The following is a 25864-nucleotide window of genomic DNA, read 5'->3' on the forward strand; positions in this document are numbered from 1 at the left end:
CAATAATTAATTTCTGATAAAGATCGCATATTAGTTTTTGTTGTTAAAACCCCCTGCTTTTATTCCATAATATTTACTTGTCATAAATCTGAAATACTACTGAAATATTAATGTCATTTGCATGTCATAAATAAAGCGCATCTTACTGATGGGAATTTGTTGCCAGGCTCATGCTGTAAAATATATCTCTGGATCAGCATGTTAACTTCGTGTATTAATTATGATGATTTTATTGCACGGGAAGCGTAGCTATGACCACAGTGGTTTTGAATGTAAAAATTGACGCAGAGCTAAAAGAAAAGTTGCGTCATTATGCGGAAGTTAATAACGAGAACCTGGGAACGGCAACGGAAAAGCTGCTGCAGCTGGCTTTTCAGCTGGAGGAGTCAGCAGGTGAGGCGGGGGTGACGGAAGAGGACATTGACAGCCAGCATACCGAAGAGGAAGCGACGCCACTTACCCCTAAAGAAATCAAAGCATTAAGAAAACTTCTGAAGAAGAAAAAATGAAACAACAATTCTCTACAGCCAGCAACTATAGCGAAGCTTGCGATATGTTGCGCTCAGGATACGTAAAACACGTCCGCCTGAACTGGAATATCGGTAGTGATGAGTTCTTTCGCATTGCTTCCGACTGGTGTGACACCGGCGCTAAAATCAAAAAAGATGAAGATGGCTTTATTATTTCCCTGAAAGGGTTTCCTATTCCGCGCCAGCATTAATGAAATTGCCTTCTTTCTGTCATTGGGTTGCCATAACCAGAGGGCAGGATAGCCAGGCAATTTTATAAAAACATCTCATATACCTCATGGATGAAGGTCATTTGACGGGCTGAAGTCAGCCCGTCGCTATTTTCTTATATTATTTTTCGCAAACGTGTATTTTCCTTCTGTTCAGCAAGGCTTTGCCACAGCGGTTGTAGCGTGGAGAAGGCCCGGCGCAATGCTTCATCCGGCAGCGTAAACGGCAGACGTAAATAGCGATCGAACGCCCCTTCCAGCCCAAACCGCGTACCGGTGCCGATATGGATCCCCTGGCTTTCCGCACGCGCAGAGAACAGGGTGGCCAGCATGTCAGGAAGTTCCACCCAAAAAGAGAGCCCACCTTCCGGTGGCGAAAACCGCCAGCGGGGAAAATATTCCGCCATCAGCGTTTCGCACATGTCCCGGCGCGCCTTGAGCATATTCCGCCGCGGCGGCAGCAGTGTGGCGGCATTTTCCAGTAGCCAGCTGCAGGCCAGTTGCTCCAGCAGCGGCGTACCCAAATCCAGCGAATCGCGGGCCTGAATAAGCGAGGCGATGGTCCGCGCGCTGGCGCGGATCCAGCCGATACGTAGTCCCCCCCAGAAGCTTTTCCCGGCCGAACCAATGGTGAGCACCGCGGCATCGGGATTGAAGCTGGCCAGCGGCGGGGGCGGCGGCGCGTTATACCAAAGGTCGGCCATGGTCTCGTCGATTACCAGCGTTGTTCGCGTCCTGGCGGCGATGTCCGCAACCCGCTGGCGGGTGGGGGCATCCATACAGCGTCCGGTGGGGTTGTGAAAATCCGGCATCAGCCACGCCAGCCGCGGCGCAGTCTGCGCAATAGTCGCCGCCAGTCCATCGCAGTCCCATCCCTGCTGCGGAAGCGCAACCCCGACGGGGCGGCAGGAGGCGCCCTGAATGGCGCTGATGGCCATCGGATAGGTGGGGGCGTCAATAACCACCCGATCGCCCGGCCCGGTGAACAGGCGCAGGATCAGCGCGAAGGCGCTGAGGGCGCCGTTGACCACCATCACCTCATCGGGCCGCGTCGGCAGACCGCGTTCGCTGTAGCGCCGGGCAATCGCCTCCCGCAGCACCGGCAGCCCCTGCTGGTCATAGCCAGTCTGTGCGAGATAGGGCGGCAGCAGGGTCATAGCGTGCTGGAAGGCCTGATGGACCTCCGGCCCGGCGCTGAGGGCGGCGGTAGATAGATTAAGCGTAGATGAGATGCCGGCAGGCAGAGGAAGATCGGCGGGGCGTTCCGGCAAAACAATGCGTGACCCGCTCCCCTGGCGGCTGTAGAGAAAGCCCTCCTCCCGCAACTGGCCGAGGGCGCTGGCGATGGTGGTCCGGCTGACGTTCAGGGCCGCCGCCAGCTCGCGCTCGCCGGGCAGGCGCGTTTGCAGCGTCAGGCGACCATCAAGGATCAGCAGGCGGAGCGCTTCCGCCAGCTGGCGCCATAGCGGCGTGCGTGAGCTGGTCTCCTGCCAGTTGCCGAGCAGGCGTACCAGCGATTGGGTTCCAAAGCGTCGGGCTGACATAGCGATCCACTTTTCCAAAACTGGCCATTAATTATCAGTCCATTTTTGCTGATGATGAGGGCATTCGCAATGATGTTGAGGAAAAAATATGCTTCGTCGCCTGCTGCAGTTATATATTGGTCTGGTGCTTTACGGCGTGTCCACGGCGCTCTTCGTGCATGCCAATCTCGGCGCCGATCCGTGGGATGTTTTCCATCTCGGGGTGGCTAAACAGCTGGGTATCAGTTTCGGTACGGTGATTATCCTGACCGGCGCGGCGGTACTGCTGCTGTGGATCCCGATCCGGCAAATGCCGGGGCTCGGCACGGTGAGCAATGTCATCGTGCTGGGACTAGCGGCGGACGCCACGCTGGCCGTCCTGCCGCCGCTGGAGTCGATGGTGGCGCGCAGTGCGCTGCTGGTAGGAGCGATTGTGCTGAACGCTATCGCTACCGGAATGTATATTGGCGCGGGCTTTGGCCCCGGGCTGCGCGATGGCCTGATGACCGGTCTGCATGCTCGCACTGGTTGGTCACTGCGCGGTATCCGGACGGCGATCGAGCTTTCCGTACTGCTGATTGGCTGGCTGCTGGGGGGCAAATTTGGCGTCGGAACCGTCATCTACGCGCTGTCGATTGGGCCGCTGATCCAGCTGTGCCTACCGTGGTTCAGCCAGCCCGTCAGCCGCAACGCGGTCAGCCCTCCCCGGGAAATAGTCTCCTGAATTAACCCATCGCCCTCTTCATCACGGAGAGGGCCTTTCATCGCTTACAGGCCGCTCAGGCCATGAAGCATCATGTAGATCCCCACCACAATAATCAGTAAGCCTGAGAACCAGGGCGCCTTGCGCGAGAGGTCGTTAAGCCACGGCCAGCGGCGGGTGGCATGTTTAAGGCTCAGGGCGGCGATGGCCCCGGAAGCCACCAGCGTCAGCGCCAGACCAACGCTAAAGCCCAGCACCAGCGTGGCGCCCAGCGAGAATTTCTTCAGCTGTAAACAGATAAGCAGCACGGTAATGGACGCCGGGCAGGGGATCAGCCCCCCGGTCAGGCCAAACAGCACGATCTGCCCGGTCGTCACCTGGCGGCCATCAAAGCGCCGGTTGATCTCCTGAGCATGAGCCCGCTGATGCGCGTCCTGCCACTCCTCCGCCACCAGCGGCGCGGCGGATGAGGACGCATGGTGATGGTCATGGCGGTGATCATGGTCATGGCGGTGATCATGGTCATGGCGGTGATCATGGTCATGGTGGTGATCATGTTCATGGTGGTGCTCATGTTCATGGTGGTGCTCATGGTGCGTGTGAGGCTGCGATTCGCGCCAGGTGCGCCAGAGCATCCAGCAGGCAATCAGCACAACGACAATCCCTGAGACCAGCTGAAACCAGGGTTCAGAGGTTTGGGCGTTCCAGCCGCGGCCAAACCACAGGCCGGCCATGGCGATCAGCCAGACCACCGCCGTATGGGAAACCGTGGCCGCCAGCCCCAGCAGTACCGCCTGTTTTAACGTTCCCCGTACCGCCACGATAAAGGCGGCCATCATCGTTTTTGAATGGCCCGGTTCGAGGCCGTGCAGCGCGCCGAGCAGTATTGCGCTGGGTATAAACAGCCAGGCATTGCCCTGCTGCAGAAGGGAAGTGAAATCGTTCATATCGGGATCCTTGCCAAAAGTGCGATTATCCTACTCCCCCCCAGTAGTAAAATACTACCCCCCAGTAGATAAAGCGGCTAATAAAAAGGATCATGGTATGCTGGCAGGCGTTGCTGACCACGCAGGTCGGTAATCCCGGACAGAATGAAACGGTGGATCGTGCAATGTCACATACAGTTCGACACAAAAAGATGTTACTGACCCGGCTGAAGAAAATTCAGGGGCAGAGTACCGCGTTAGAGAAAATGCTTAATCGCGAGCATGAGTGCGCTGAAATATTACAGCAGCTGGCGGCGATCCGCGGCGCGGTCAACGGCATGATGCTGCAGGTTATTCAGGGGCATCTTACCGACCATGTGGTGAAAGAGCCTGACGAGACGCAGCGCGAAGCGGATCTGGAGACGGTGATGCAGGTGATTAAATCCTATCTGAAGTAGCGCCCCCTGACGTTCCGCTCAAGCCACCCGCCGCTTAATGCGCATGGAGGTTATGCTCTGCCCACAGAATGAACTGCTCTTTTGGCAGCGCTTTGCTGTAAAGCCACCCCTGGGCGTACTGAACGCCATGCTGGCGCAGCCAGTCGCGCTGGCTTTCGGTTTCCACCCCTTCGGCGACGGTGGCCAGATTGAGCGCTTTGGCCATTTCAATAATGTGCGGCGTCAGCGGCCGGTACTCGAGGGTATCGACAAAAGATTTATCGATTTTCAGCGTGTCGACGTCCAGTTTCTGCAGATAGCTCAGGCTGGAGTAGCCGGTACCGAAATCGTCAATCGAGATCCGATGGCCAGCCTGACGGTAGTGAGCGATCACCGGCATGGTGGTCTCCGGGTCGACAAACCCGCGCTCGGTGATTTCAAGGATGATCTGTTCGGCGGCGATCCCCCAGTGCTGCAGCTGATCGTGCAACAACGTCGGTAGGGTGGGCGAGCGTAAATCATCTACCGACAGGTTGATGGATATGTGCACTTCCGGCCGCTGCCGCAGCCAGGGACCGAGATCGGTAAAAATTTTCCTGACGATATCTTCCGTCAGCTGCGTAATCAGCCCGGTCTGCTCGGCCAGAGGAATAAAAATATCCGGCGATAAAAAGGTGCCGTCGGGTTGCTGCCAGCGGGCCAGCGCCTCGGCCCCGGCGATTTTCCCGTCCTGCAACGAGATTATCGGCTGATAGTAAACCTGAATCGCTTCGGAATTGAGGGCGTCCAGCATGCTGTTGCGCGGTGAGCGCAGGTGCCTTAGCAGACGCAGCAGCAGCCAGGTGGCGAGCAGGCTGGTGAAAATGCCGGCAGGGAGCCAGAAGAACAGCTGCTGTCGAATGCGCTGCTGCAGCGGCAAGGTTGAAGACCAGGTTACGATGCCAGAGCCCAGCTCGGGAATGCGCTGGATCCGGTAGACTGTGTTATCCAGAGTAAGCATATCCACATGCGGATCTTTAATGCGTTGCCAGACTTTCGCCGGCAGCGGCTGACTGCTGATCACCATTTTCTGGTGGTCCAGGCCAAACAGCATGGTATGGATCTTCTCTTCGCTGGCGGGAACGACATCAATAAAGGAGACGGGGTCGATCATCACCATGTGCTGCCGGCTGCCCATGGCCGTCATCTGATGATCGAGGCCAAGATCGTTAATTGAGGTCAGCCAGGTGCGATAGCCGTCGGGGGCAATGTGGTCCGGCGGGGGGAAGGTGACCGCGACGCTATGGTCTTCCAGGGAGGAGCATTGCGGCACGGAATCACGCAGCCAGAGCACTTCCTGAATGTAGCGATGGGTATAGGCGATGCGGCGGAGCGTAAGCAGATGTTCAGGGCTACAGGAGGCGGCGGTGTGTGCGTCAGCCTCTCGTAACGCTTCCCGGGCCTGGTCGGCAACCTGCAGCGTCCGAACGACGATACGGTTGGAATAGTCATCCAGTTCACGATAGAACTGCATTTTGGCCTGCCGCGCCGCCTGCCAGATGCTGAGTGAAATGGGCAGGATGATGGCCAGTATCAGCACTCCTGTAAACAGCGCCATCAGATGCCGGGTCCTCATGCCTGTGTCCTTATCGTTCGCCGGGTGTCATCAGTATATGCGAAAGATAATTCGGGCGCAGCGGGAGAAAACGCGTCGTTTGGGGAAAAAGCCGGCATCACAATAGGCTGCGATGCCGGGAGAGAAGGATGATTCCGATGTAGCAGAATAAAAATGAGGGTGTGAATGCCGGGCAGGGTGTGTTCCGGCATTCAGTCGCAGCATACGCTGCGCAGATGACAGCAATATGTTAGCTAGTGTGCATCCGGCGCCGGGATATCAGCGCTGATGCGCAGGTCGTTCTCATCAAACACCATGCAGAAGCGCTCATCGAAAGCCAGATTAATTTTCTGCCAGGGGCGGAAATGGACGTCGCCGGGCAGCAGAACCTTGACGTTGTCGTGGCCGTAGCACTGGCCGAACAGATAGGTATTGTTGCCCAGACGCTCCACCACTTCACATTGAAACTCCACCACGGTACCGGTGGTGATTTCCGGGGTGAGGTGCTCCGGCCGGATCCCCAGCGTCACCGCAGCGCCGGGCTTCAGCGGCTGGGTGGCGATATTCAGGGCCAGCTGATGGTCCTGCGCGAGGGTGACCGTTAAGCGTTCCGGCTGCCAGTCGCTGACGATAGCCGGCAGAAAGTTCATCTTCGGCGAGCCGATAAAGCCGGCGACGAATTTGTTGACCGGATTGTAGTACAGCGCCATCGGCGAACCCATTTGTTCGACTTTCCCGTAGTTCATGACCACGATTTTATCGGCCAGCGTCATCGCCTCCACCTGATCGTGCGTGACATACACCATAGTGGTCTTCAGCTCCTGGTGCAGACGGGCAATATGCAGGCGCATATCGACGCGCAGCTCCGCATCAAGGTTAGAGAGCGGCTCATCGAACATAAATACCCGGGGATTACGCACGATCGCCCGGCCAATGGCCACGCGCTGCCGCTGGCCGCCAGAGAGCTGCTTCGGTTTACGATCCAGCAGGTGCGAGAGCTGCAGCGTTTTAGCCACCATTTCCACCTGGCGACGGATCTCCGTTTTCGGCACTTTATTCACCTTCAGCCCGTAGCCCATGTTCTCTGCCACCGTCATGTGCGGATAGAGCGCATAGGACTGGAAGACCATCGCCACGCCGCGGCGGGCGGGCACGACATCATTCATCACCTCATCGCCGATCAGTACTTCTCCTTCGCTGACCTCTTCCAGCCCGGCAATCATGCGCAGTAGCGTCGATTTTCCACAACCGGAAGGGCCGACGAAGACGGCAAACTCGCCATCTTCAATATCGAGATTGACCTGGTGCAGCGTCACCGTGCTGCCGAACCTTTTGGTGACATTCCTCAGTCGTATATTGGACATCCACATTCCCCGGAGTGAGTAGCTGTTATTTGCCGTTGGCTTATCGCTATGTTGAGTGTGATTTGTATTACGTGTAACAAATCGGTGTGACGATGTTCAACAGCAGTAAAATCATGCCCTGACTATAACTTCCGCGGATTTTGCGCCATACAGGGACGTTTCATTTCTGCAAGGATGATCACACAACTGGCAGCTTATGGTAGTTTTATCAACGATCAAAGCGTAGCGTATAACAAAAGCGCATCAGAACATGTTTTCCAAATAATACGGCAGTTTGAAAAGATTTATTTTTCTAACTGGCAGACGGAATTCAAATAAAAACCATTAAATTGTTATACCTTCACATGAGGTTGATAATGAAAAAGAACACGCTTGCTGCACTGATCCTTACCACCCTGGCGGCGGGACAACTCGCCAGCCTGCAGGCGCATGCCGCCGGGCAGCTCAACGTCTGGGAGGACATTAAAAAATCCGCTGGCATCAAAACCGCGGTTAGCGATTTTGAAAAGCAGTACAACGTGAAGGTCAATCTCCAGGAGATGCCCTACGCCCAGCAACTGGAAAAACTGCGCCTCGACGGCCCGGCGGGCATTGGGCCGGACGTGCTGGTGATCCCGAATGACCAGCTCGGCGGCGCCGTGGTTCAGGGACTACTCTCGCCGCTCAGCGTCGATCAGGCGAAACAGGATGCCTTTACGCCAGCCTCCATCAATGCCTTCCGCATGGACAACGCGCTGTATGGGATCCCGAAGGCGGTGGAAACCCTGGTGCTTATCTACAACAAGGACCTGATCGACAAGCCGCTGGACAGCCTGCAGGCCTGGCTGGACTACTCGAAAACCCAGCGCGAGCAGAACAAATACGGCCTGCTCGCCAAGTTTGACCAGATCTATTACAGCTGGGGGGCGATTGGCCCGATGGGCGGCTATATCTTTGCTAAAAACGACAGCGGCGGCTTTAACCCGCAGCAGGTGGGTCTCAATACCCCCGGCGCCGTCGAAGCCGTCACCTTCCTGAAAAAATTCTATGCCGAGAAGGTCTTTCCGGCGGGGATCCTCGGCGATAACGGGCTGAATGCCATCGATTCCCTGTTTACCGAGAAAAAAGCGGCGGCGGTGATCAACGGCCCCTGGGCTTTCCAGCCGTATGAAGCCGCTGGCATTAACTATGGCGTGGCGCCCCTGCCGACCCTGCCGGACGGCAAGCCGATGAGCTCCTTCCTCGGCGTCAAAGGCTATGTAGTATCGACCTGGAGTAAAGACAAAGCGCTGGCGCAACAGTTTATCGAGTTCATCAACCAGCCGCAGTATGTGAAAGCCCGCTATGTCGCCACTGGCGAAATTCCGCCGCTGAAGGCGATGATTGACGATCCGGTGATTAAAAACGACCAAAAGGCCAGCGCCGTCGCCATCCAGTCGGCGCGAGCGGTGGCGATGCCGGGCATTCCCGAGATGGGGGAAGTGTGGGGGCCGGCCAACGCCGCGCTTGAACTGAGCCTCACCGGTAAGCAGGCGCCGCAGGCCGCGCTCGATAACGCGGTGAAACAGATCACGATGCAGATCGAAGCGATGCAGGCCAGCAATCAGTAATTCACCGTCACGTGAAGTCACCGAGCGGGAGGGGGACCTCCCGTTTGTAGAAGGAGTCGAGTGTGAGCATCCATTCCAGCGAAAATTTTAGCGACGCACGCGGGCCCGGGCGCCATGCATGGTGCGGCCTGCTGCTGGCAATCGTGCCGGGTTTCGGTCAGTTTTATCATCGCCAGTGGCTGAAAGGGCTGGTCTTCCTGGTGCTGCTGAGCAGCTTTATGGGGATTTTTTATGATTTCCTGCGTGAGGGGTTGTGGGGGTTATATACCCTGGGTGAAGAGGTACCGCGGGATAACTCTATCTTCCTGTTAGCCGAGGGGATTATCAGCGTGCTGATCGTCGCTTTCGGCGTGCTGATCTATTTTCTCTCGCTGCGGGATGCGTGGCTCAACGGCAAAAAACGCGATGAGGGGATCGCCCTCAACAGCGTGCGTAAGCAGTACCAGATGCTGCTGAGCGACGGCTTTCCGTACCTGATGATCACCCCGGGCTTTATTCTGCTGGTGTTTGTGGTGATCTTTCCGATTCTGTTCGGTTTCGCCATCGCCTTCACCAACTACAACCTGTACCACACCCCGCCGGCGAAGCTGGTGGACTGGGTGGGGCTGAAAAACTTTATTAATATTTTCACCCTCTCCATCTGGCGCTCCACTTTCCTGGATGTGCTGCAGTGGACCGTGGTGTGGACGCTGCTGGCGACCACCCTGCAGTGTACGGTGGGCGTGTTGTTGGCGATTCTGGTGAACCAAAAAGATCTGCGCTTTAAGCCGCTGATCCGCACCATCTTTATTTTGCCGTGGGCGGTGCCGGGGTTTGTCACCATTCTCGTTTTTGCCGGTATGTTCAACGACTCCTTCGGGGTCATCAACAACGCGATCCTGTCCTTTTTTGGCATCAGTCCGAAGGCATGGCTCACCGATCCGTTCTGGACCAAAACGGCGCTGATCATGATGCAGACCTGGCTTGGCTTCCCGTTTGTCTTTGCCATGACCACCGGCGTGTTGCAGGCGATCCCGGACGATCTGTATGAAGCGGCGACGATGGACGGCGCCAGCGCCTTTACCCGTCTGCGCACCATCACCCTGCCGCTGGTGCTGTATGCGATCGCGCCGATCATCATCACCCAGTACACCTTCAACTTTAATAACTTCAATATCATTTACCTGTTCAACAACGGCGGCCCTGCGGTGGCAGGCTCTAACGCCGGCGGGACGGATATTCTGGTGTCGTGGATCTATAAGCTGACGATGTCTTCGTCGCAGTACGCCATCGCGGCGACCATCACGATCCTGCTGTCGATCTTTGTCGTCGGCCTGGCGCTGTGGCAGTTCCGCGCCACCAAATCCTTCAAAAATGACGACATGGCGTAAGGGAAGCAACATGGCTCAATCACCCAGTATTAAACGCGAAAAGTGGATCCGGCTCTCTCTCACCTGGCTGGTGGTTATTCTGGTCTCAGTGGTGATTATCTATCCGCTGGTCTGGACGGTCGGGGCGTCGCTGAACGCCGGCAATAGCCTGCTCAGTACCTCAATCATTCCAGAAAATGTGTCGTTCCAGCACTATGCCGATCTGTTCAATGGCAATGTGAATTACCTCACCTGGTACTGGAACTCGATGAAAATCAGCTTCCTGACCATGGTGCTGACCCTGATTAGCGTTAGCTTTACCGCTTACGCCTTCTCCCGCTTCCGCTTTAAAGGGCGGCAGAACGGGCTGATGCTGTTCCTGCTGCTGCAGATGATCCCGCAGTTTTCCGCGCTGATTGCCATCTTTGTGCTGTCGCAACTGCTTGGCCTGATAAACAGCCACCTGGCGCTGGTGCTGATCTACGTCGGGGGGATGATCCCGATGAATACCTGGTTGATGAAAGGGTATCTCGACGCGATCCCTAAAGACCTGGATGAGTCCGCTCGCATGGACGGCGCCAGCAGCTTTCGCATCTTTATCGAGATCATCATGCCGTTGTCGAGGCCCATCCTCGCGGTGGTGGCGCTGTTCTCGTTCACTGGGCCGCTGGGGGATTTCATCCTCTCCAGTACCATCCTGCGTACCCCGGATAAATACACGCTGCCTATCGGTCTGTATAACCTGGTGGCGCAAAAAATGGGTGCCAGCTACACCACCTACGCGGCGGGGGCGGTGCTGATCGCCGTACCGGTGGCGATCCTCTACCTGGCGCTACAAAAATACTTCGTCTCCGGCCTGACCTCGGGCAGTACTAAAGGATAAGCACATGAAAAGATTCACACCCGCATGGCTTGCGGTTTGTCTGGCATGCAGTTTCTCCACTTCTTCTCTGGCCGCGGACGCGCTTGCAACCCGCGCGTTTCAGGGCATGCCGGCGGACTTTATCAAAGGCGCGGATATCTCCACGCTGCTGGACGCCGAAAAGCACGGGGCGACGTTCTACGATCAGAATAATCAGCGCAAGGATCCGATCGCCATTCTGAAAGAGAACGGCGTCAACTATGTCCGCCTCCGTCTGTGGGTGGATCCGCAATCGGCGAGCGGCGAGGACTATGGCGGTGGGAACAATGATCTGGCCACCACCCTGGCGCTGGCGAAACGGGCGAAAGCCCAGGGGATGAAGCTGCTGCTTGATTTTCACTACAGCGATTTCTGGACCGATCCCGGCAAGCAGTTCAAGCCGAAAGCCTGGGAAAAGCTGGATTACCCGCAGCTGAAAACGGCGATTCATGACTATACCCGCGATACCATCGCCCGCTTTAAGCAGGCGGGCGTGCTGCCGGATATGGTGCAGATCGGCAACGAAATCAACGGCGGCATCCTGTGGCCGGAAGGGAAAAGCTGGGGGCAGGGCGGCGGAGAGTTCGACCGGCTGGCTGGCCTGCTGAACGCGGCTATCGCTGGCCTGAAGGAGAACCTGCGCCAGGGCGAGCAGGTGAAAATCATGCTGCATCTGGCCGAAGGGACCAAGAACGATACCTTCCGCTGGTGGTTTGATGAGATCGACAAGCGCCATGTACCGTATGACGTGATTGGTCTGTCGATGTACACCTACTGGAATGGCCCGATCAGCGCCCTGAAGGCCAATATGGATGACATCAGCAAACGCTATAACAAAGACGTCATCGTCGTCGAGGCGGCCTATGCCTATACCCTGGCCAACTGTGATAACGCGGAAAATAGTTTCCAGGCAAAAGAGGAAAAGGATGGGGGATATCCCGCCAGCGTACAGGGGCAATATAACTATATTCACGATTTAATGCAGGCGGTGGTTGATGTGCCAGAGCAGCGTGGCAAAGGTATTTTCTATTGGGAGCCTACATGGATTGCCGTGCCGGGAAATACCTGGGCCACCCCGGCGGGGATGAAATATATCCACGACGAGTGGAAAGAGGGTAATGCACGTGAAAATCAGGCGCTATTTGATTGCCAGGGAAAAGTATTGCCGTCGGTAAAAGTTTTTAATTAATTTTTTTGTCGTCTTTTTCAGGAAGTTTATTATGAATAAATTTGCACCTTTACATCCGAAGGTTAGTACGCTGCTGCATGGCGCGGATTATAATCCGGAGCAATGGGAGAATGACCCCGATATTATTGATAAAGACATTGCCATGATGCAGCAGGCAAAATGCAATGTGATGTCGGTGGGAATATTTAGCTGGGCGAAACTGGAGCCACGCGAAGGGGTATTTAATTTCGCCTGGCTGGATATTATCCTCGATAAACTGTATGCCGCCGGCATTCATGTCTTTCTGGCCACGCCGAGCGGCGCGCGCCCGGCGTGGATGTCGCAGCGCTATCCGCAGGTTCTGCGGGTGGGGCGCGATCGGGTGCCGGCCCTGCACGGCGGCCGTCACAACCACTGTATGTCGTCACCGGTCTATCGCGAGAAAACCCTGCAAATCAATACCCTGCTGGCAGAACGTTATTCCTCACACCCGGCGGTGCTGGGCTGGCATATTTCCAACGAATATGGCGGTGAATGCCATTGCGATCTCTGCCAGAACCGTTTTCGCGACTGGCTGAAGGCGCGTTACCAGACCCTGGAGAACCTCAACCAGGCCTGGTGGAGCACCTTCTGGAGTCATACCTATACTGACTGGTCGCAGATTGAATCGCCTGCGCCGCAGGGCGAGATGTCGATCCACGGTCTCAATCTTGACTGGCATCGCTTTAACACCGCTCAGGTGACCGATTTCTGCCGCCATGAAATTGCTCCGCTGAAGGCGGCGAATGCCTCCCTGCCGGTGACTACCAACTTTATGGAGTATTTCTACGATTACGACTACTGGCAGCTGGCGGAGGCGCTGGATTTCATCTCCTGGGACAGCTATCCGATGTGGCACCGCGATAAAGACGAAACCGCGCTGGCCTGTTACACCGCGATGTATCACGACATGATGCGCAGCCTGAAGGGCGGCAAACCGTTTGTGCTGATGGAGTCCACCCCGGGCGCCACCAACTGGCAGCCGACCAGCAAACTGAAGAAGCCGGGAATGCATATTCTTTCCTCGCTGCAGGCGGTGGCGCATGGCGCCGACTCGGTGCAGTATTTCCAGTGGCGGAAAAGCCGCGGTTCGGTTGAGAAATTTCACGGCGCAGTGGTCGACCACGTCGGACATATTGATACCCGCATTGGCCGCGAAGTCTGCCAGCTCGGCGAGATCCTCAGCAAGCTGCCGGAGGTGAGAGGCTGTCGCACCGAGGCGAAAGTAGCGATTATCTTCGACCAGCAGAACCGCTGGGCGCTGGATGACGCCCAGGGGCCGCGTAATCTTGGGATGGAATATGAGAAGACGGTCAACGAGCACTACCGCCCGTTCTGGGAGCAGGGCATCGCCGTCGATGTGATTGACGCCGATGTCGATTTAACGCCGTATCAGTTAGTGATTGCCCCGATGTTATATATGGTGCGCGACGGCTTTGCCGGTCGGGCGGAGGCGTTTGTCGCCAACGGCGGCCACCTGGTGACCACCTACTGGACCGGTATCGTCAATGAGTCCGATCTCTGCTATCTCGGCGGCTTCCCGGGCCCGCTGCGCAATCTGCTGGGGATCTGGGCGGAAGAGATCGACTGCCTGAATGACGGCGAGTTTAATCTGGTGCAGGGGCTTGCCGGGAATCAGTGCGGTCTGCAGGGCCCTTATCAGGTGCGCCATCTCTGCGAACTGATCCATATCGAGAGCGCCCAGGCGCTGGCCACCTACCGGGATGATTTTTATGCCGGACGGCCGGCTGTGACGGTGAACGCGTTCGGGAAAGGCAAAGCCTGGCATGTGGCCTCCCGCAACGATTTAGCCTTCCAGCGCGATTTCTTTACCGCCCTGAGCAAGGAGCTGGCCCTGCCGCGGGCGATAGCGACGGAGTTACCACCCGGCGTGGTGGCGACTGCGCGCACCGACGGTGACAACGCATTTATCTTCCTGCAGAACTACAGCGCGCAAAACCATACCCTGACCCTGCCGCAAGGGTATCGGGATTGCCTGACCGACGCGGCGGTATCGGCTCCACTGACCCTGTCGGCATGGGATTGCCGTATTCTCCGTCGTCACGCGTAATTTCTTCTTCTCCACGCCTGCTCTGACGAGCAGGCTTTTTTTTATCTTAAACCTGGAGTTTATTATGGTGAGTTTAAAATCCTTCCTGCACTATTTCTCCCCAGCGCGTCCGGCACAGCCATTAAGCGAGGCGGAAAAACAGCAAATCGAGGCGCTGATTCAGGCCTTTGGTGGCGAAGCGAATATTACGCAAGTGGACGCCTGTATTACCCGTCTGCGGGTTAGCGTTCGCCATCTTGCGGCCGTGGACTCCGAAGCATTACAGCAGCAGGGCGCGCTAGGGGTTATTATTCTTGGTCAGCAGGTGCATGCTATTTTCGGTAAACAGTCCGATGCGCTGCGTCAGCTTCTGGATGAACATTTTGCCGCCCGGAAATAAATAAAACGGGATAACCTGAAAGCAGGTTATCCCGAAAATAAGACAAAGACAGCAGTGGCAATAAAGTTTACCGGAAGATAATTAACAGTCTTACAGCAGGAGATAAAAATAACGTATGAGCCTTAGCCGTGCGCAATTACCACCAGGCCTCAACCTGCACGCCGAAATTCCAGGTATTATTCGCCGTCTGGTCTTCAAACGGTTTACCATCTTCGGAATCATTCAAATATGAAGCAAAAATGCGTAATTCCGGACGTGACATAAAGTCTGGCCCGTCCGCCAGGCCCAACGCAATGGTGTATTTCTCACCGGCCTGTTTGTAGCTGGTGCCATTGTTGTAGCTGTCTTTCTGATAGAAACCGCCGACTTCGCCAATCAGGCGCACGTAGTCGGTGAACTGGTACTGCCCGCGGGCGACCAGCGACAGCATCCGCGTTTTGTCGGTATAGTCGGTAATGTCATCCGCCGAGCCCCAGGTCAGAACGTGGTTGATAGAAAACTTCTCTGTAATCGGGATCAGGCCGGTGTTAATCACGCGATAACCGGTGGCGTCGTTCACGTAGTTCCACATATCGTACCAGCCGCCGCCCTGGGAGACCATGTTCTGCGCCAGGCCTTTGTTGGCGTACTGCAGCACGGTTTTGTTATAGCCGCCCAGCATATCCTGACTGATTTCACCGGTCAGCATGACGCCGTTGTCAGCATCGTACAGTCCGCCGTAGCTATCCTGTTTTTTTGGTGGTGTTTGGCATCGCGTAGTCGATACCGAATTCGGTCCACGAGCCCGTCCATGGCTTCCAGCCCGCGTAGCGTAAATCGATATAGTTGATATTGACGTTGCTGTCGCCATCGACGCGATAGTCAACATCGTTGGCATCGCCGCGGATCCAGGCCAGCGAGACGGCGCCCGGGCCGAGGGTGTAGTTTTCCACCCCGGCTCCGGAGCCGGAAATGTTCCAGTATTTGGTATCGATGATATGCAGATCATGGCGCTGGTAGTAACGTTTACCGCCCCAGATCACCGCATTCGGATCGCCAGGGATCAGCCCCTTTATCTGCAGGTTCAACTGACGTAAGCCGAACTGTGCATCATCGTTCAGCGTGGTTTCATTATCGTTAGAGCCGTCGGAGACCATGCTGACCATACTGTCGAGATAGAAGCTGACGTCATCTTTCTTATAGACCTCAGAGCCCAGCTCCAGCTCGCCGTAGGTATCCGACTCGTTCCCCAAACGGCCTAGCTTATTTTTTTGCCATTCCGCTTCGCTACCGTCGCCGGAGACCCCAACCCCGGCGCGCATATAGCCATGGAAATCGATCGTTGGGATCGCGGCGGTGGCCGCAAACGCGGAAGGAGCGATTAGCGCAGCGGCTAACGCGACTGAAAGGGCGCGCAGTGTAGTGTTCATCTCTATCCTCTTATTGTTTTGTATTACGTTCACATAACTGGTGTCATAAAATGCCTAAATGTAACTTCAGGCAAATGAGATATGATTATTGTGTGACTAACTGCAAATAATCACGGTGGTTTTTGTTGCGATGGGTGAGATGATTCACAATTCGTTGTATTGTGAACGTAATACTTTTATCGCTATTGTTTTGCAGTGAGAGGTGGCGGTGAGCGTTTTTTCAAATGGCCCCTGTTACAATCATGGGATAACAACATAAGGAACCGGACCATGAAGTCTAAAAGCGCTACTCTGGAAGACGTCGCACGCCATGCGGGCGTCTCTTACCAGACCGTGTCCAGGGTACTCAACAAATCAGCTAATGTATCCGAAGCGACGCGTCGCAAGGTGGAGAAATCGATAGAGGCCTTACGCTATGTGCCAAACCGGCTGGCGCAGCAGCTGGTGGGGAAGGAGAGCCAGACGGTCGGGCTGGTGACTATTTCTCTGGCCTGGCATGCGCCTTCCCAGGTGGCGGCGGCGGTAAAACGCTATGCCAACCTGGAAGGTTACCAGGTTCTGATTTCGATGATCGATGAGAGCGTCAACCAAAGCATCCAGGATTCCATCAATGAGCTGAAATCTCAGCGGGTGGATAAAGTCATTATCAACGTGCCGCTGGAGACCGAACAGGCGCAGAAAATCGCTGCTGACAACGATGATATCGTCTGCCTGTTTCTCGACGTTGATCCCTACAGTTCCGTGTTTAACGTTTCGTTTAACCCGGCGGACGGCACCCGGGCCAGCGTCAAATATCTCTATGAGATGGGGCATCGGGAGATCGCCCTGCTGGCGGGGCCGGACAGCTCAGTCTCGGCCAAACTCCGGTTAAAAAGCTGGCTGGAGACCCTGGATGGTTACGGTCTGAAGCCGGTGACCGTCCTGCACGGCAACTGGGATGCGCAGAGCGGCTACGCCGGCGCGCTGCAGATGCTGCGCGAAACGCCTAATTTCAGCGCTGTGCTGGTGGGTAATGATCAGATGGCGCTGGGGGTGCTCAGCGCCTTCCATCAGCATCAGGTGGCGGTGCCGGGTGAGAAGTCGGTTATTGGCTATGACGATACCTACGAAAGCTCCTTTTTCTATCCGGCGCTGAGTACCGTGTCGCTCGACCTCGACCTGCAGGGGAAAGAGGCGGTGCGGCGGATCCTCGCCAGCACCAGCGGGGCGCCTCATACCTCATCCATTCTGCCGGCGCGCCTGGTGATACGCCATTCCAGCGGCGCCCGAATCGAGCAGGGAAAAGATCTGCAGGCCATTGCAGAACAGCTCCGCGCCATCGCCCACCGTCTGGCACCCTGACGCCAAAGGCGGGGAAACTCGCCTTATCACCTTACTCTTAAATTGAGCAGGGTTGATCTTTGTCACAGCACGGCGTACCCTTAATGTTATGTTATAACGTAATGAAGAGGTCAGCATGAAAGCCCATATCCATCCTCCCTATCGTACGGTGGTGTTTCACGACACCAGCGCGAATGAGTATTTTAAAGTCGGCTCAACTATCCGCACCGATCGCGTGATTGAACTCGATGGCGAAACTTTTCCGTATGTGACGATCGACGTCTCCTCGAAATCGCATCCGTACTACACGGGCAAACAAAAAACCTTCGCCAATGAAGGCAGTGCAGCCCGATTCCGCCAGCGCTTCGGCGGCTTTATTGATGCGAAAAGGAAAGCATGATGCAGGTCGTCAACTCATTACGTAGCGCTAAACAGCGCCACCCGGATTGCCAGCTGGTTAAACGCAAAGGGCGGCTGTACGTTATCTGTAAGAGCAACCCCCGCTTCAAAGCGGTGCAGGGGCGCAAAAACGCCGTTAACGGAAACTCTCCAGCGAGCGGCGCTGTTGGCCGTCGGCGGTAAAATTGTCGGCGGCCAGCCATTGGCGCATGGCGTTATCCAGCTCCGGCCATTCGCCGTCTATCACCGAAAACCAGTCCGTGTCCCGGTTGTGTCCTTTACTCACCAGCGCCTGGCGAAAACGTCCTTCGTACTGAAACCCCAGCCGCCTTGCCGCCCGTGCTGATGGGATATTAAGACTGTTGCATTTCCATTCATAGCGACGGTAGCCGAGCGTATCAAAGACATACTGCATCAACAGCCAGTGCGCTTCGGTGGCCATGGCCGTTCGGCTCAGTAACGGTGAAAAATGCACATGCCCCACCTCTACCACACCGTGAGCGATATCGATACGCATTAACGCCAGCGAGCCGACCGCTTTCCCTCGCTGCTGGTCAACGACGGCAAAATGAATCGGGTCTGCCAGCGTGGCGACCTGCTCCACCCAGGCACTGAATTCTGCAAGGTTGCTCTCAGGTTCACGCAGCAGCCACGTCCAGCTGCGGGCGTCTGGCGCCAGCTGGTGAGCGGCGAACAGATCGCTGGCATGAGCAAGAGTCAGCGGTTCGAGTCGACAACGGCTGCCCTGTAATACCTGTCGTGTCGGCCAGGGGCGCGGCTGCCAGTCAGGCAGCGCGACGCCGAGCGCCTGGCCAAACTGATTATATTCGCACATTGCGGTTTCCTTATTGGGGATTTACAGGCAGCGTACGCGCTCGCTGGTTCCATAAAAAGTGCCATTAGAGTATGTTTTTATGGGGCCACGAGGAGGCAATATGAATATACCGGACGAGGGGTTTTTTACGCTGTTGACGCAGGGGATGCGGAACCGCACGGTCGAAACCTTACAGCGCGCCCTTTACCACACCTTACGTGACGCTATCCTGCAGGGAACCCTGACGGCCCGCTGCCGTTTACCCGGATCGCGGGTGATGGCCGAACGGCTACACCTGTCGCGGAATACGGTCAATGCGGCACTGGAACAGCTGGCGCTGGAGGGGTACCTGACACGGAGCCGTCAGGGAACGCAGGTGGCACCACTCGCCTCCTGCCGCCAGGAGGCGGGTCAGATGCCGCCCGTCGTGCTGCCTGAGCGGCTGCAAAGGCTGCCAGCCGCGATGCGCCGCGACTCACCGACGCTGGCATTTACGCCAGGCATGCCGGCGGTAAACTATTTCCCGCTGCCGCTGTGGCGGCGACTGATGGATAACGTGCTACGCGAAGATGGTAGCGCGCTGCTGGGTTATGGCGAAGCCGCGGGCGATCCTTTGCTGCGAGAGGCTATCGCTCGTCATCTGGCGCTCTCCCGGGGCATCCGGTGCGATATCCGGCAGATCGTCATCACCGAAGGCGCGCTGGAAGGCGTCAACTTATGCGCCTCGCTACTGACCAACCCGGGCGACAGCGTGTGGCTGGAAGAACCGGGGTACCTGGGGGCGAGGAGTGGCTTTCAGCGGGCGGGACTGCGGGTCAGAGGAATGGCTGTCGACGATGAAGGGATGTGTATTGCCAACGGCGTCGCGGAGCCGCCCCGGCTCATTTTCACCTCTCCTTCACACCAGTATCCCTGTGGGAGCATCATGAGCGCCGGGCGCCGTCTGGCGCTCGTGGAATATGCCCGCCGGCACGGGGCGTGGATTGTGGAGGATGACTACGACAGCGAGTTTCGCCATAGCGGAGAACCGATCCCGGCGATGCTGGGAATGGTGCCTGATGCCCCGGTGGTCTATCTCGGCACCTTCAGCAAAACGCTGTTTCCGGCGTTGCGTATCGGTTTTATGGTTATGCCGCCCGCGCTGGCGGATGCTGCTCAGGACGCCATTGGCGCGCTGCTGCGCGGGGGACACCGTGCTGAACAGCGGGCGCTGGCCAGCTTTATCGAGAAGGGACACTATGCGCGCCATCTGGCAGCGATGCGCCGCCTGTACCGTAAACGTCAGCAACAGCTGCGCGAGGCGCTGGCGCAAGAGATAACCGTGCCGTGCGACGTTCTCGGCGGGGGAGGGGGGATGCACCTGACGGTGGCGATGGAGGGCGTTAATGACCGGACGCTTGCGCAGCAGGCGCGCCAGTTTCAGCTGGCGCCCGCCGCGTTAAGTCATTTCTATCTCGACCCGCAGCGAGCGCGGAGCGGACTGGTGCTTGGGTATGGCAATACCTCTGCTTCTCGCTATCTCCCGGCGCTGCGGACCCTAAATCGCCTTATTGCGCAGCACCGGCGCGCGTGAGGGTAAAGACGTCGTAGAAGGAGAGCTCGCCTTTGGTGGCGACCATCTTTTTGAGCTGCGCCTTCTGCTCGCTATCGACGTCTGGCGACTGCAGGATACGGTCGATCAGCTGCCGGGGGACAAAGCGGGTGTTGTACCATTCCCCGTTGTAGCACACGCGAAAGTCGAGGACATCGATATCCTCGTAGCGATAGCGTGGATAGACGTCAAAGAAGAAAAAGGCGTTGAACAGAATGAACAGCACCACCAGCAACCAGACCGAGTCTACCAGCGTTTCAGAGCGCAGCATGACCACCAGCGTCGCCAGAAACGCGGCATACATGGCAACAAACAGTCCCGGATGATTGCGGATAAAACTGATGCTAAAACGCGGGCGATTATCGCGTTTTTCCTGGACGTTGAGTTCGTCAATGGTGTGAATCAGCAGGCGTTGTATTTCTGTCATCTTGGTCCTCGAATTCTGCAATGAGCCTGCCGCGCCCGGCGGACCAGGCGCGGCAGGCTCAGCCTGAAGGCTATTTTATGTTGCAATATTCTGCGGAGAAAGTAACAGATCAGTTACAGAAAAGCATAACAGTTACGGATTTGTCGGCGGAAGGCGCTTAATGATCTGCGCCGGGTTACCGCCGACGACGGTACAGGCAGGTACGTCTTTGGTGACTACCGCGCCGGACGCAATGACCGCATTATCGCCAATGGTCACGCCGGGATTGATCACTGCCCGACCCCCAATCCACACATTGTGGCCAATAGTTACCGGCTTGCCGTATTCCTGGCCGCTATTACGCGCATCGGCGTCCAGCGGATGAGTGGCGGTATAAATATGGACGCCTGGCGCCAGCATACAGTTATCGCCAATATGGATAGGGCAGACGTCGAGCATCACGCAGTCAAAATTGGCGTAAAAACCGGCGCCGAGAAAAATATTATAACCATAGTCGCAGCGAAAGCTTGGCTCGATATACGCATCGCCGGCGCGAGCGAACAGCTCGGCCAGAATATGCTGACGTTGTTCCTGGTCATCCGGGGCGGAATGATTATAACGGTGCAACAACTGTCTGGCGCGCAGGCGATCGGCGCGAAGCGTTGGGTCGCCAGATAAATAGAGCTCACCGGCGATCATTTTGCGTTTTTCTTCACTCATGGGTCTTCCTTATACCTGACTGTTGATGGCCGTAGCAGTATAAAAAAGAAACCGGTTACAGGGTTGCTGTTGGCTGAATGATGTGATGTCTATCACAAAGATACCCTATGGCGGCTGACCCGTACCGTCCGGCCAGCAGACCACGTAGTACGCGTAAATTAGCGGATAAATTTCCAGACAGAAGTCGGGATTTTATCGTATAGCTTATTCATGGTCAGTTCCGCCAGACGATGGTCGGCAGCTGAGTAAAATACCGCCAGCTCATTATCAGACAGTTCATATTTATTTTTTTCAATGACGCGCTCCAGCGTGTCAATTGTCTGGCAACGACGTAAGCGCATCAAATAGTCTGTTTTAGTTAATGGCTTATCAGACATAATTCCACCTTTTGATTGTAATAATTCTAACACGATAGACTGGCCGGGTTTTCCCGGCTGGCGTTGACAAAGCAACGAAATAGTCGGTTACCGGATTTTTTCCACTTTTGCAAATCCGTAGAGTTAATGCCGTAGTTACTGAACAACGTAAAAGTGTCGTCCAGATATTCGTCAACCTGAGCGATCAGCTTATTATCCTCTGCATACTTAATTTTATAATTAAGAGCGAATGTGGCAATGTGCTCGATCAATTCATTTAACTGGAGATTGACAGCCGACGTCGGGTCGTTGACCCAGCCATGGTTGCTCTCTTCCAGGTTTGCAAGGCAGTCATGATACAGCGTTTCGCAGAGAAAGCGTAGCTGTGCAATATCATGTCTTTTTGGCGAGTATTCGTCCATAACGCATCCCCTTTTGAGTGGTTTAAACGACGACTAGCAAACACCGTTGTGGGATGAACACGACTAACTGACCTGACACTAACTGAGTAATCCTGCTGATTTAACTATAATCCACTCTCCAACAGATTTCATCGTGCTATTACGAAAAATTACAATTATCAGCGAGAAATTATCTTAAGAATAGACGAATTAATTTCGCAGGCGCTGGCCCACAGCCGGAGAAATAGAGAAATCTTATGAATCATTGGTTTAAGGCAGGCAGCTGTCGCGTTCAGAAACCGCCGACCCGTGGATAATGATAGTAAGATTATTCCTGGTAAATGAGTGTTTGCCGATCCCGAGTTGTTGAACAAGCTGCTAAAAATAGCCTGCGCCATATCAATATATATTAAATGCAGAACGAAAAATAAACAATGGCAATATGTGCCTTGCCAGCCAGTGATAAAAAAGGGCCGCGGTAGCGGCCCTTTGTTCAGGAGTGAAGATTAATGATGCTCAACCTGATGGCTGTGCTCTATATCTTCCGATTTTTTGCTAAAGCGGCGACGAACCACCACAAAGAACACCGGCACGAAGAAGATCGCCAGGATCGTCGCGGTCACCATCCCGCCCATTACGCCTGTACCGACGGCGTTCTGCGCACCGGAGCCGGCGCCGGAGCTGATAACTAGCGGCATTACCCCGAGGATGAACGCCAGAGATGTCATCAGGATTGGACGTAGACGCATACGTACTGCTTCAAGCGTCGCCTCAATCAGCCCTTTGCCCTCTTTCTCCATCAGGTCTTTGGCGAATTCAACGATCAATATTGCGTTCTTCGCCGACAGGCCGATGGTGGTCAGCAGACCCACCTGGAAGTAAACGTCGTTGGTTAGCCCGCGGAAGGTGGCGGCTAACAGCGCACCAACCACACCCAAGGGGACGACCAGCATAACCGAGAACGGAATCGACCAGCTCTCATACAGCGCCGCCAGACACAGGAAGACGACAATCAGCGAGATGGCATACAGGGCAGGGGCCTGGTTGCCGGACAGTCGCTCCTGATAAGACATCCCGGTCCAGTCGTAGCCGATACCGGAAGGCAGTTTACCCGCCAGCTCTTCCATCAGCGCCATCGCCTCACCGGTACTCTTGCCTGGCGCGGCCTGACCGAGGATTTCCAGTGACGGCAGACCGTTGTAGCGTTCCAGACGCGGCGAACCGTATTCCCAACGCGAGGTCGAGAAAGCAGAGAACGGCACCATCTGACCATCGCTGCCGCGAACATACCACTTGCCGATATCTTCCGGCAGCATACGGTATTTCGCTTCGGACATGATGTACACTTTCTTCACGCGGCCGCGGTCGATAAAGTCGTTGACATAGCTTCCGCCCCAGGCTGCGCCCAGCGTGGTGTTAATGTCGCTGATGGAGACGCCCAGCGCCTGAGCTTTCTCCTGATCGATATCGATTTTAAACTGCGGTGTATCTTCCAGACCGTTAGGGCGCACGCCGGTCAGCACGTCAGGATGCTGCGCCACCATGCCAAACAGTTGGTTACGCGCCTGGGTCAGTTTTTCGTGGCCCAGACCGCCCTGGTCAATCAGCTCGAAGTCAAAGCCGGTCGCGGTACCCAGTTCAACGATAGCCGGCAGGTTAAAGGCGAAGACCATCGCATCTTTAATCTGCGAGAAGTAGCCCATTGCTCTCGCGGTGATCGCTTCAACTTTGTTTTCCTCACCCGGACGCTGGCTCCAGTCTTTCAGCGAAACGAACGCGATACCGGTGTTCTGGCCGCGGCCGGCGAAACCGAAGCCGTTAACCGCAAACACGGATTCCACGTTGTCCTTCTCTTTGGTGAGATAGTAATTCGTCATCTCATCCAGCACTTTCTGCGTACGCTCCTGGGTGGCGCCGGCAGGCAGCTGCGCCATACTCAGGAATACACCCTGGTCCTCGTCCGGCAGGAACGAGCTCGGCAGACGGACGAACAGCCATGCCATACCCACCACGATGATCAGATACAGCACCAGATAACGACCGGTGCTGCGCAGAATGTTGCCTACGCTGTCGGTGTAATGGTGCGTGCTCTTATCAAACATGCGGTTAAACCAGCCGAAGAAGCCGGTGGTCGCGCCATGGCTGCCTTTCTGAATGGGTTTCAGCATCGTGGCGCACAGCGCCGGCGTCAGGATTAACGCCACCAGTACCGACAGCGCCATCGCGGAAACGATAGTGATGGAGAACTGGCGATAGATGGCCCCGGTTGAGCCGCCGAAGAACGCCATCGGGATAAATACCGCCGACAGCACCATAGCGATACCAACCAGCGCGCCCTGAATCTGTCCCATCGATTTACGCGTCGCTTCTTTCGGCGGCAGACCCTCTTCCGCCATCACGCGCTCGACGTTCTCTACCACCACGATGGCGTCATCCACCAACAGGCCGATGGCGAGCACCATCCCGAACATCGTCAGGGTGTTTATCGAGAAGCCAAACGCCGCCAGCACCGCGAAGGTGCCTAACAGGACCACCGGTACCGCGATGGTGGGGATCAGGGTGGCGCGGAAGTTCTGCAGGAACAGATACATGACCAGGAACACCAGGATGATCGCTTCCACCAGCGTTTTAACCACTTCGTGAATAGAAATTTTCACGAACGGGGTGGTGTCATACGGGTAAACGATCTTCATCCCCGACGGGAAAAACGGCTCCATCTTCGCCAGTTCAGCGCGAATAGCGTTGGCGGTATCCAGCGCGTTCGCGCCGGTAGCCAGTTTAATACCCAGACCGGATGCCGGCTGGCCGTTAAACTTCGCCACTACGTCATAGCTTTCGCCGCCCAGCTCAATTTTGGCGACATCACGCAGACGAACCTGGGAACCGTCCTGGTTCACCTTCAGCAGGATGTTGCCAAACTCTTCCGTATTGGTCAGACGCGTCTGCGCGATGATCGAGGCGTTAAGCTGCTGGCCTTTCACCGGCGGCGTACCGCCTAACTGGCCCGCGGCCACCTGGGCGTTCTGCGCTTTCAGGGCGCTGATCACATCCACCGGCGTAAGCTGGAAGTTGTTCAGTTTGTTTGGATCCATCCAGATACGCATCGCATACTGGGAACCGAATAGCTGAACGTCGCCGACGCCGCTGGTACGGCTAATCGGATCCTTCATGTTGGCCGCCACGTAGTCCGAAATATCGTCCTGGTTCATGGTGCCGTTGGTGTTAATGACGCCGACAACCATCAGGAAGCTGCTGGACGCTTTCTCAACGCTAATCCCTTGCTGCTGTACTTCTTGCGGCAGCAGAGGCGTCGCCAGCGCCAGCTTGTTCTGAACCTGAACCTGGGCGATATCCGGATCGGTACCGGATTCGAAGGTCAGCGTAATGGTTGCCGTACCGGTGGAGTCGCCATTTGAGGACATGTACATCAGGTGATCGATACCGTTCATATTCTGTTCGATAACCTGAGTTACGGTGTTCTGCACCGTTTCGGCGTCAGCACCGGGGTACATGGCGGTAATGGAAATTGCTGGCGGCGCAATCGTCGGATATTGCGCCACCGGCAATTTGAGGATCGATAATCCCCCAGCCAGCATGATGATAATGGCGATCACCCATGCAAATATGGGGCGATCGATAAAGAAATTAGGCATGTCTTAACGGCTC

28 protein-coding genes and 1 other annotated feature are annotated in these 25864 nt (G+C 56.0%); of the genes, 16 read left to right on the forward strand and 12 right to left on the reverse strand.

Annotated elements, in window-relative coordinates; all coding sequences use genetic code 11:
- Positions 1-251: 251 nt before the first annotated feature.
- Together KPHS_11610 and KPHS_11620 are read left to right on the forward strand one after the other, a co-directional pair.
- Positions 252-509 (forward strand): hypothetical protein, encoded by a 258-nt coding sequence (locus KPHS_11610; RefSeq protein ID YP_005225461.1) that lies wholly within the window; start codon positions 252-254, stop codon positions 507-509.
- Positions 506-721 (forward strand): hypothetical protein, encoded by a 216-nt coding sequence (locus KPHS_11620; RefSeq protein YP_005225462.1) that lies wholly within the window; start codon positions 506-508, stop codon positions 719-721. The genes KPHS_11610 and KPHS_11620 overlap by 4 nt, the downstream gene beginning before the upstream one ends.
- A 134-nt stretch (positions 722-855) precedes the next feature.
- Here KPHS_11620 and KPHS_11630 read toward each other — a convergent pair whose 3' ends face one another.
- Positions 856-2283, reverse strand: coding sequence for a GntR family transcriptional regulator (locus KPHS_11630; protein ID YP_005225463.1), 1428 nt, complete (start codon positions 2281-2283; stop codon positions 856-858).
- 88 nt (positions 2284-2371) lie between these two features.
- Between KPHS_11630 and KPHS_11640 the strand changes: the two genes are divergently transcribed.
- Positions 2372-2986: a membrane protein gene (locus KPHS_11640; RefSeq protein ID YP_005225464.1), complete on the forward strand. Its 615-nt coding sequence runs from the start codon at positions 2372-2374 to the stop codon at positions 2984-2986.
- Between the two features lie 44 nt (positions 2987-3030).
- Here KPHS_11640 and KPHS_11650 read toward each other — a convergent pair whose 3' ends face one another.
- Positions 3031-3912, reverse strand: a complete 882-nt coding sequence (locus KPHS_11650; protein YP_005225465.1) for a nickel/cobalt efflux protein RcnA — start codon at positions 3910-3912, stop codon at positions 3031-3033.
- A 191-nt stretch (positions 3913-4103) separates the two neighbouring features.
- On the opposite strand from KPHS_11650, the gene KPHS_11660 reads away from it, so the two are divergent.
- Positions 4104-4349: a metal/formaldehyde-sensitive transcriptional repressor gene (locus KPHS_11660; RefSeq protein YP_005225466.1), complete on the forward strand. Its 246-nt coding sequence runs from the start codon at positions 4104-4106 to the stop codon at positions 4347-4349.
- A gap of 34 nt (positions 4350-4383) precedes the next feature.
- Here the strand turns inward: KPHS_11660 and KPHS_11670 are convergent, their stop codons facing one another.
- Both KPHS_11670 and KPHS_11680 read right to left on the reverse strand, forming a co-directional pair.
- Positions 4384-5925 carry an EAL domain-containing protein gene (locus KPHS_11670; protein YP_005225467.1) on the reverse strand — a complete coding sequence of 514 codons (1542 nt, stop codon included), beginning with the start codon at positions 5923-5925 and terminating at the stop codon, positions 4384-4386.
- A gap of 251 nt (positions 5926-6176) precedes the next feature.
- On the reverse strand, positions 6177-7238 hold the full coding sequence (locus KPHS_11680; protein ID YP_005225468.1) for an ABC transporter: 1062 nt from the start codon (positions 7236-7238) through the stop codon (positions 6177-6179).
- Between the two features lie 222 nt (positions 7239-7460).
- Between KPHS_11680 and KPHS_11690 the strand changes: the two genes are divergently transcribed.
- From KPHS_11690 to KPHS_11750, 7 genes are all read left to right on the forward strand, one after another.
- Positions 7461-7604, forward strand: coding sequence for a hypothetical protein (locus KPHS_11690; protein ID YP_005225469.1), 144 nt, complete (start codon positions 7461-7463; stop codon positions 7602-7604).
- 38 nt (positions 7605-7642) lie between these two features.
- Positions 7643-8875 carry a periplasmic maltose-binding protein gene (locus tag KPHS_11700; RefSeq protein ID YP_005225470.1) on the forward strand — a complete coding sequence of 411 codons (1233 nt, stop codon included), beginning with the start codon at positions 7643-7645 and terminating at the stop codon, positions 8873-8875.
- 62 nt (positions 8876-8937) lie between these two features.
- On the forward strand, positions 8938-10245 hold the full coding sequence (locus tag KPHS_11710) for a maltose ABC transporter permease (RefSeq protein YP_005225471.1): 1308 nt from the start codon (positions 8938-8940) through the stop codon (positions 10243-10245).
- A 10-nt stretch (positions 10246-10255) separates the two neighbouring features.
- Positions 10256-11107, forward strand: a complete 852-nt coding sequence (locus KPHS_11720) for a putative binding-protein-dependent transport systems inner membrane component (RefSeq protein ID YP_005225472.1) — start codon at positions 10256-10258, stop codon at positions 11105-11107.
- 4 nt (positions 11108-11111) lie between these two features.
- Complete coding sequence (locus KPHS_11730; RefSeq protein YP_005225473.1) at positions 11112-12314, forward strand: putative galactosidase; 1203 nt, start codon at positions 11112-11114, stop codon at positions 12312-12314.
- A 31-nt stretch (positions 12315-12345) separates the two neighbouring features.
- Positions 12346-14403, forward strand: a complete 2058-nt coding sequence (locus KPHS_11740; protein ID YP_005225474.1) for a beta-galactosidase 1 — start codon at positions 12346-12348, stop codon at positions 14401-14403.
- A 64-nt stretch (positions 14404-14467) separates the two neighbouring features.
- Positions 14468-14782 (forward strand): putative phosphotransferase system PTS, encoded by a 315-nt coding sequence (locus tag KPHS_11750; RefSeq protein ID YP_005225475.1) that lies wholly within the window; start codon positions 14468-14470, stop codon positions 14780-14782.
- Positions 14783-14918: 136 nt separating this feature from the next.
- Here the strand turns inward: KPHS_11750 and KPHS_11760 are convergent, their stop codons facing one another.
- Positions 14919-15470, reverse strand: a complete 552-nt coding sequence (locus tag KPHS_11760) for a maltoporin (protein ID YP_005225476.1) — start codon at positions 15468-15470, stop codon at positions 14919-14921.
- Positions 14919-16191 (reverse strand) — a sequence feature (potential frameshift: common BLAST hit: gi|238893421|ref|YP_002918155.1| maltoporin). (Overlaps the previous gene by 552 nt.)
- A complete protein-coding gene (locus KPHS_11770) occupies positions 15505-16191 on the reverse strand; it encodes a porin, LamB family (RefSeq protein YP_005225477.1) in 687 nt (228 codons plus the stop codon). It overlaps the preceding feature by 687 nt.
- Positions 16192-16461: 270 nt before the next feature.
- On the opposite strand from KPHS_11770, the gene KPHS_11780 reads away from it, so the two are divergent.
- The 3 genes from KPHS_11780 to KPHS_11800 all read left to right on the forward strand — a co-directional run bounded on the left by KPHS_11780 (position 16462) and on the right by KPHS_11800 (position 18093).
- Positions 16462-17532 carry a lac repressor gene (locus tag KPHS_11780; protein ID YP_005225478.1) on the forward strand — a complete coding sequence of 357 codons (1071 nt, stop codon included), beginning with the start codon at positions 16462-16464 and terminating at the stop codon, positions 17530-17532.
- A gap of 115 nt (positions 17533-17647) precedes the next feature.
- Positions 17648-17911: a putative 50S ribosomal protein L31 (second copy) gene (locus KPHS_11790; RefSeq protein ID YP_005225479.1), complete on the forward strand. Its 264-nt coding sequence runs from the start codon at positions 17648-17650 to the stop codon at positions 17909-17911.
- A complete protein-coding gene (locus KPHS_11800; RefSeq protein ID YP_005225480.1) occupies positions 17911-18093 on the forward strand; it encodes a 50S ribosomal protein L36 in 183 nt (60 codons plus the stop codon). Before KPHS_11790 ends, KPHS_11800 begins: the two co-directional genes overlap by 1 nt.
- On the opposite strand, the gene KPHS_11810 is transcribed toward KPHS_11800, so the two are convergent.
- Positions 18047-18745 carry an acetyltransferase gene (locus KPHS_11810; RefSeq protein YP_005225481.1) on the reverse strand — a complete coding sequence of 233 codons (699 nt, stop codon included), beginning with the start codon at positions 18743-18745 and terminating at the stop codon, positions 18047-18049. The two genes, KPHS_11800 and KPHS_11810, sit on opposite strands and share 47 nt — an antisense overlap.
- Positions 18746-18845: 100 nt before the next feature.
- Here KPHS_11810 and KPHS_11820 point away from each other — a divergent pair, with 100 nt between their 5' ends.
- Positions 18846-20297: a transcriptional regulator gene (locus KPHS_11820; RefSeq protein YP_005225482.1), complete on the forward strand. Its 1452-nt coding sequence runs from the start codon at positions 18846-18848 to the stop codon at positions 20295-20297.
- On the opposite strand, the gene KPHS_11830 is transcribed toward KPHS_11820, so the two are convergent.
- Positions 20272-20742, reverse strand: a complete 471-nt coding sequence (locus KPHS_11830; RefSeq protein YP_005225483.1) for a YlaC family protein — start codon at positions 20740-20742, stop codon at positions 20272-20274. The two genes, KPHS_11820 and KPHS_11830, sit on opposite strands and share 26 nt — an antisense overlap.
- A 20-nt stretch (positions 20743-20762) precedes the next feature.
- Between KPHS_11830 and KPHS_11840 the strand changes: the two genes are divergently transcribed.
- Positions 20763-20903, forward strand: coding sequence for a hypothetical protein (locus KPHS_11840; protein YP_005225484.1), 141 nt, complete (start codon positions 20763-20765; stop codon positions 20901-20903).
- Here the strand turns inward: KPHS_11840 and KPHS_11850 are convergent.
- The 4 genes from KPHS_11850 to KPHS_11880 all read right to left on the reverse strand — a co-directional run bounded on the left by KPHS_11850 (position 20875) and on the right by KPHS_11880 (position 25851).
- Complete coding sequence (locus tag KPHS_11850; protein YP_005225485.1) at positions 20875-21441, reverse strand: maltose O-acetyltransferase; 567 nt, start codon at positions 21439-21441, stop codon at positions 20875-20877. The genes KPHS_11840 and KPHS_11850 overlap by 29 nt on opposite strands.
- A gap of 158 nt (positions 21442-21599) precedes the next feature.
- Positions 21600-21818 (reverse strand): hemolysin expression-modulating protein, encoded by a 219-nt coding sequence (locus KPHS_11860; protein YP_005225486.1) that lies wholly within the window; start codon positions 21816-21818, stop codon positions 21600-21602.
- A gap of 26 nt (positions 21819-21844) precedes the next feature.
- Positions 21845-22219 carry an Hha toxicity modulator TomB gene (locus tag KPHS_11870; RefSeq protein ID YP_005225487.1) on the reverse strand — a complete coding sequence of 125 codons (375 nt, stop codon included), beginning with the start codon at positions 22217-22219 and terminating at the stop codon, positions 21845-21847.
- 485 nt (positions 22220-22704) lie between these two features.
- Positions 22705-25851, reverse strand: a complete 3147-nt coding sequence (locus KPHS_11880; protein YP_005225488.1) for an acridine efflux pump — start codon at positions 25849-25851, stop codon at positions 22705-22707.
- Positions 25852-25864 lie beyond the last annotated feature (13 nt).

This window comes from Klebsiella pneumoniae subsp. pneumoniae HS11286 (genome assembly GCF_000240185.1).
Classification (GTDB): domain Bacteria; phylum Pseudomonadota; class Gammaproteobacteria; order Enterobacterales; family Enterobacteriaceae; genus Klebsiella; species Klebsiella pneumoniae.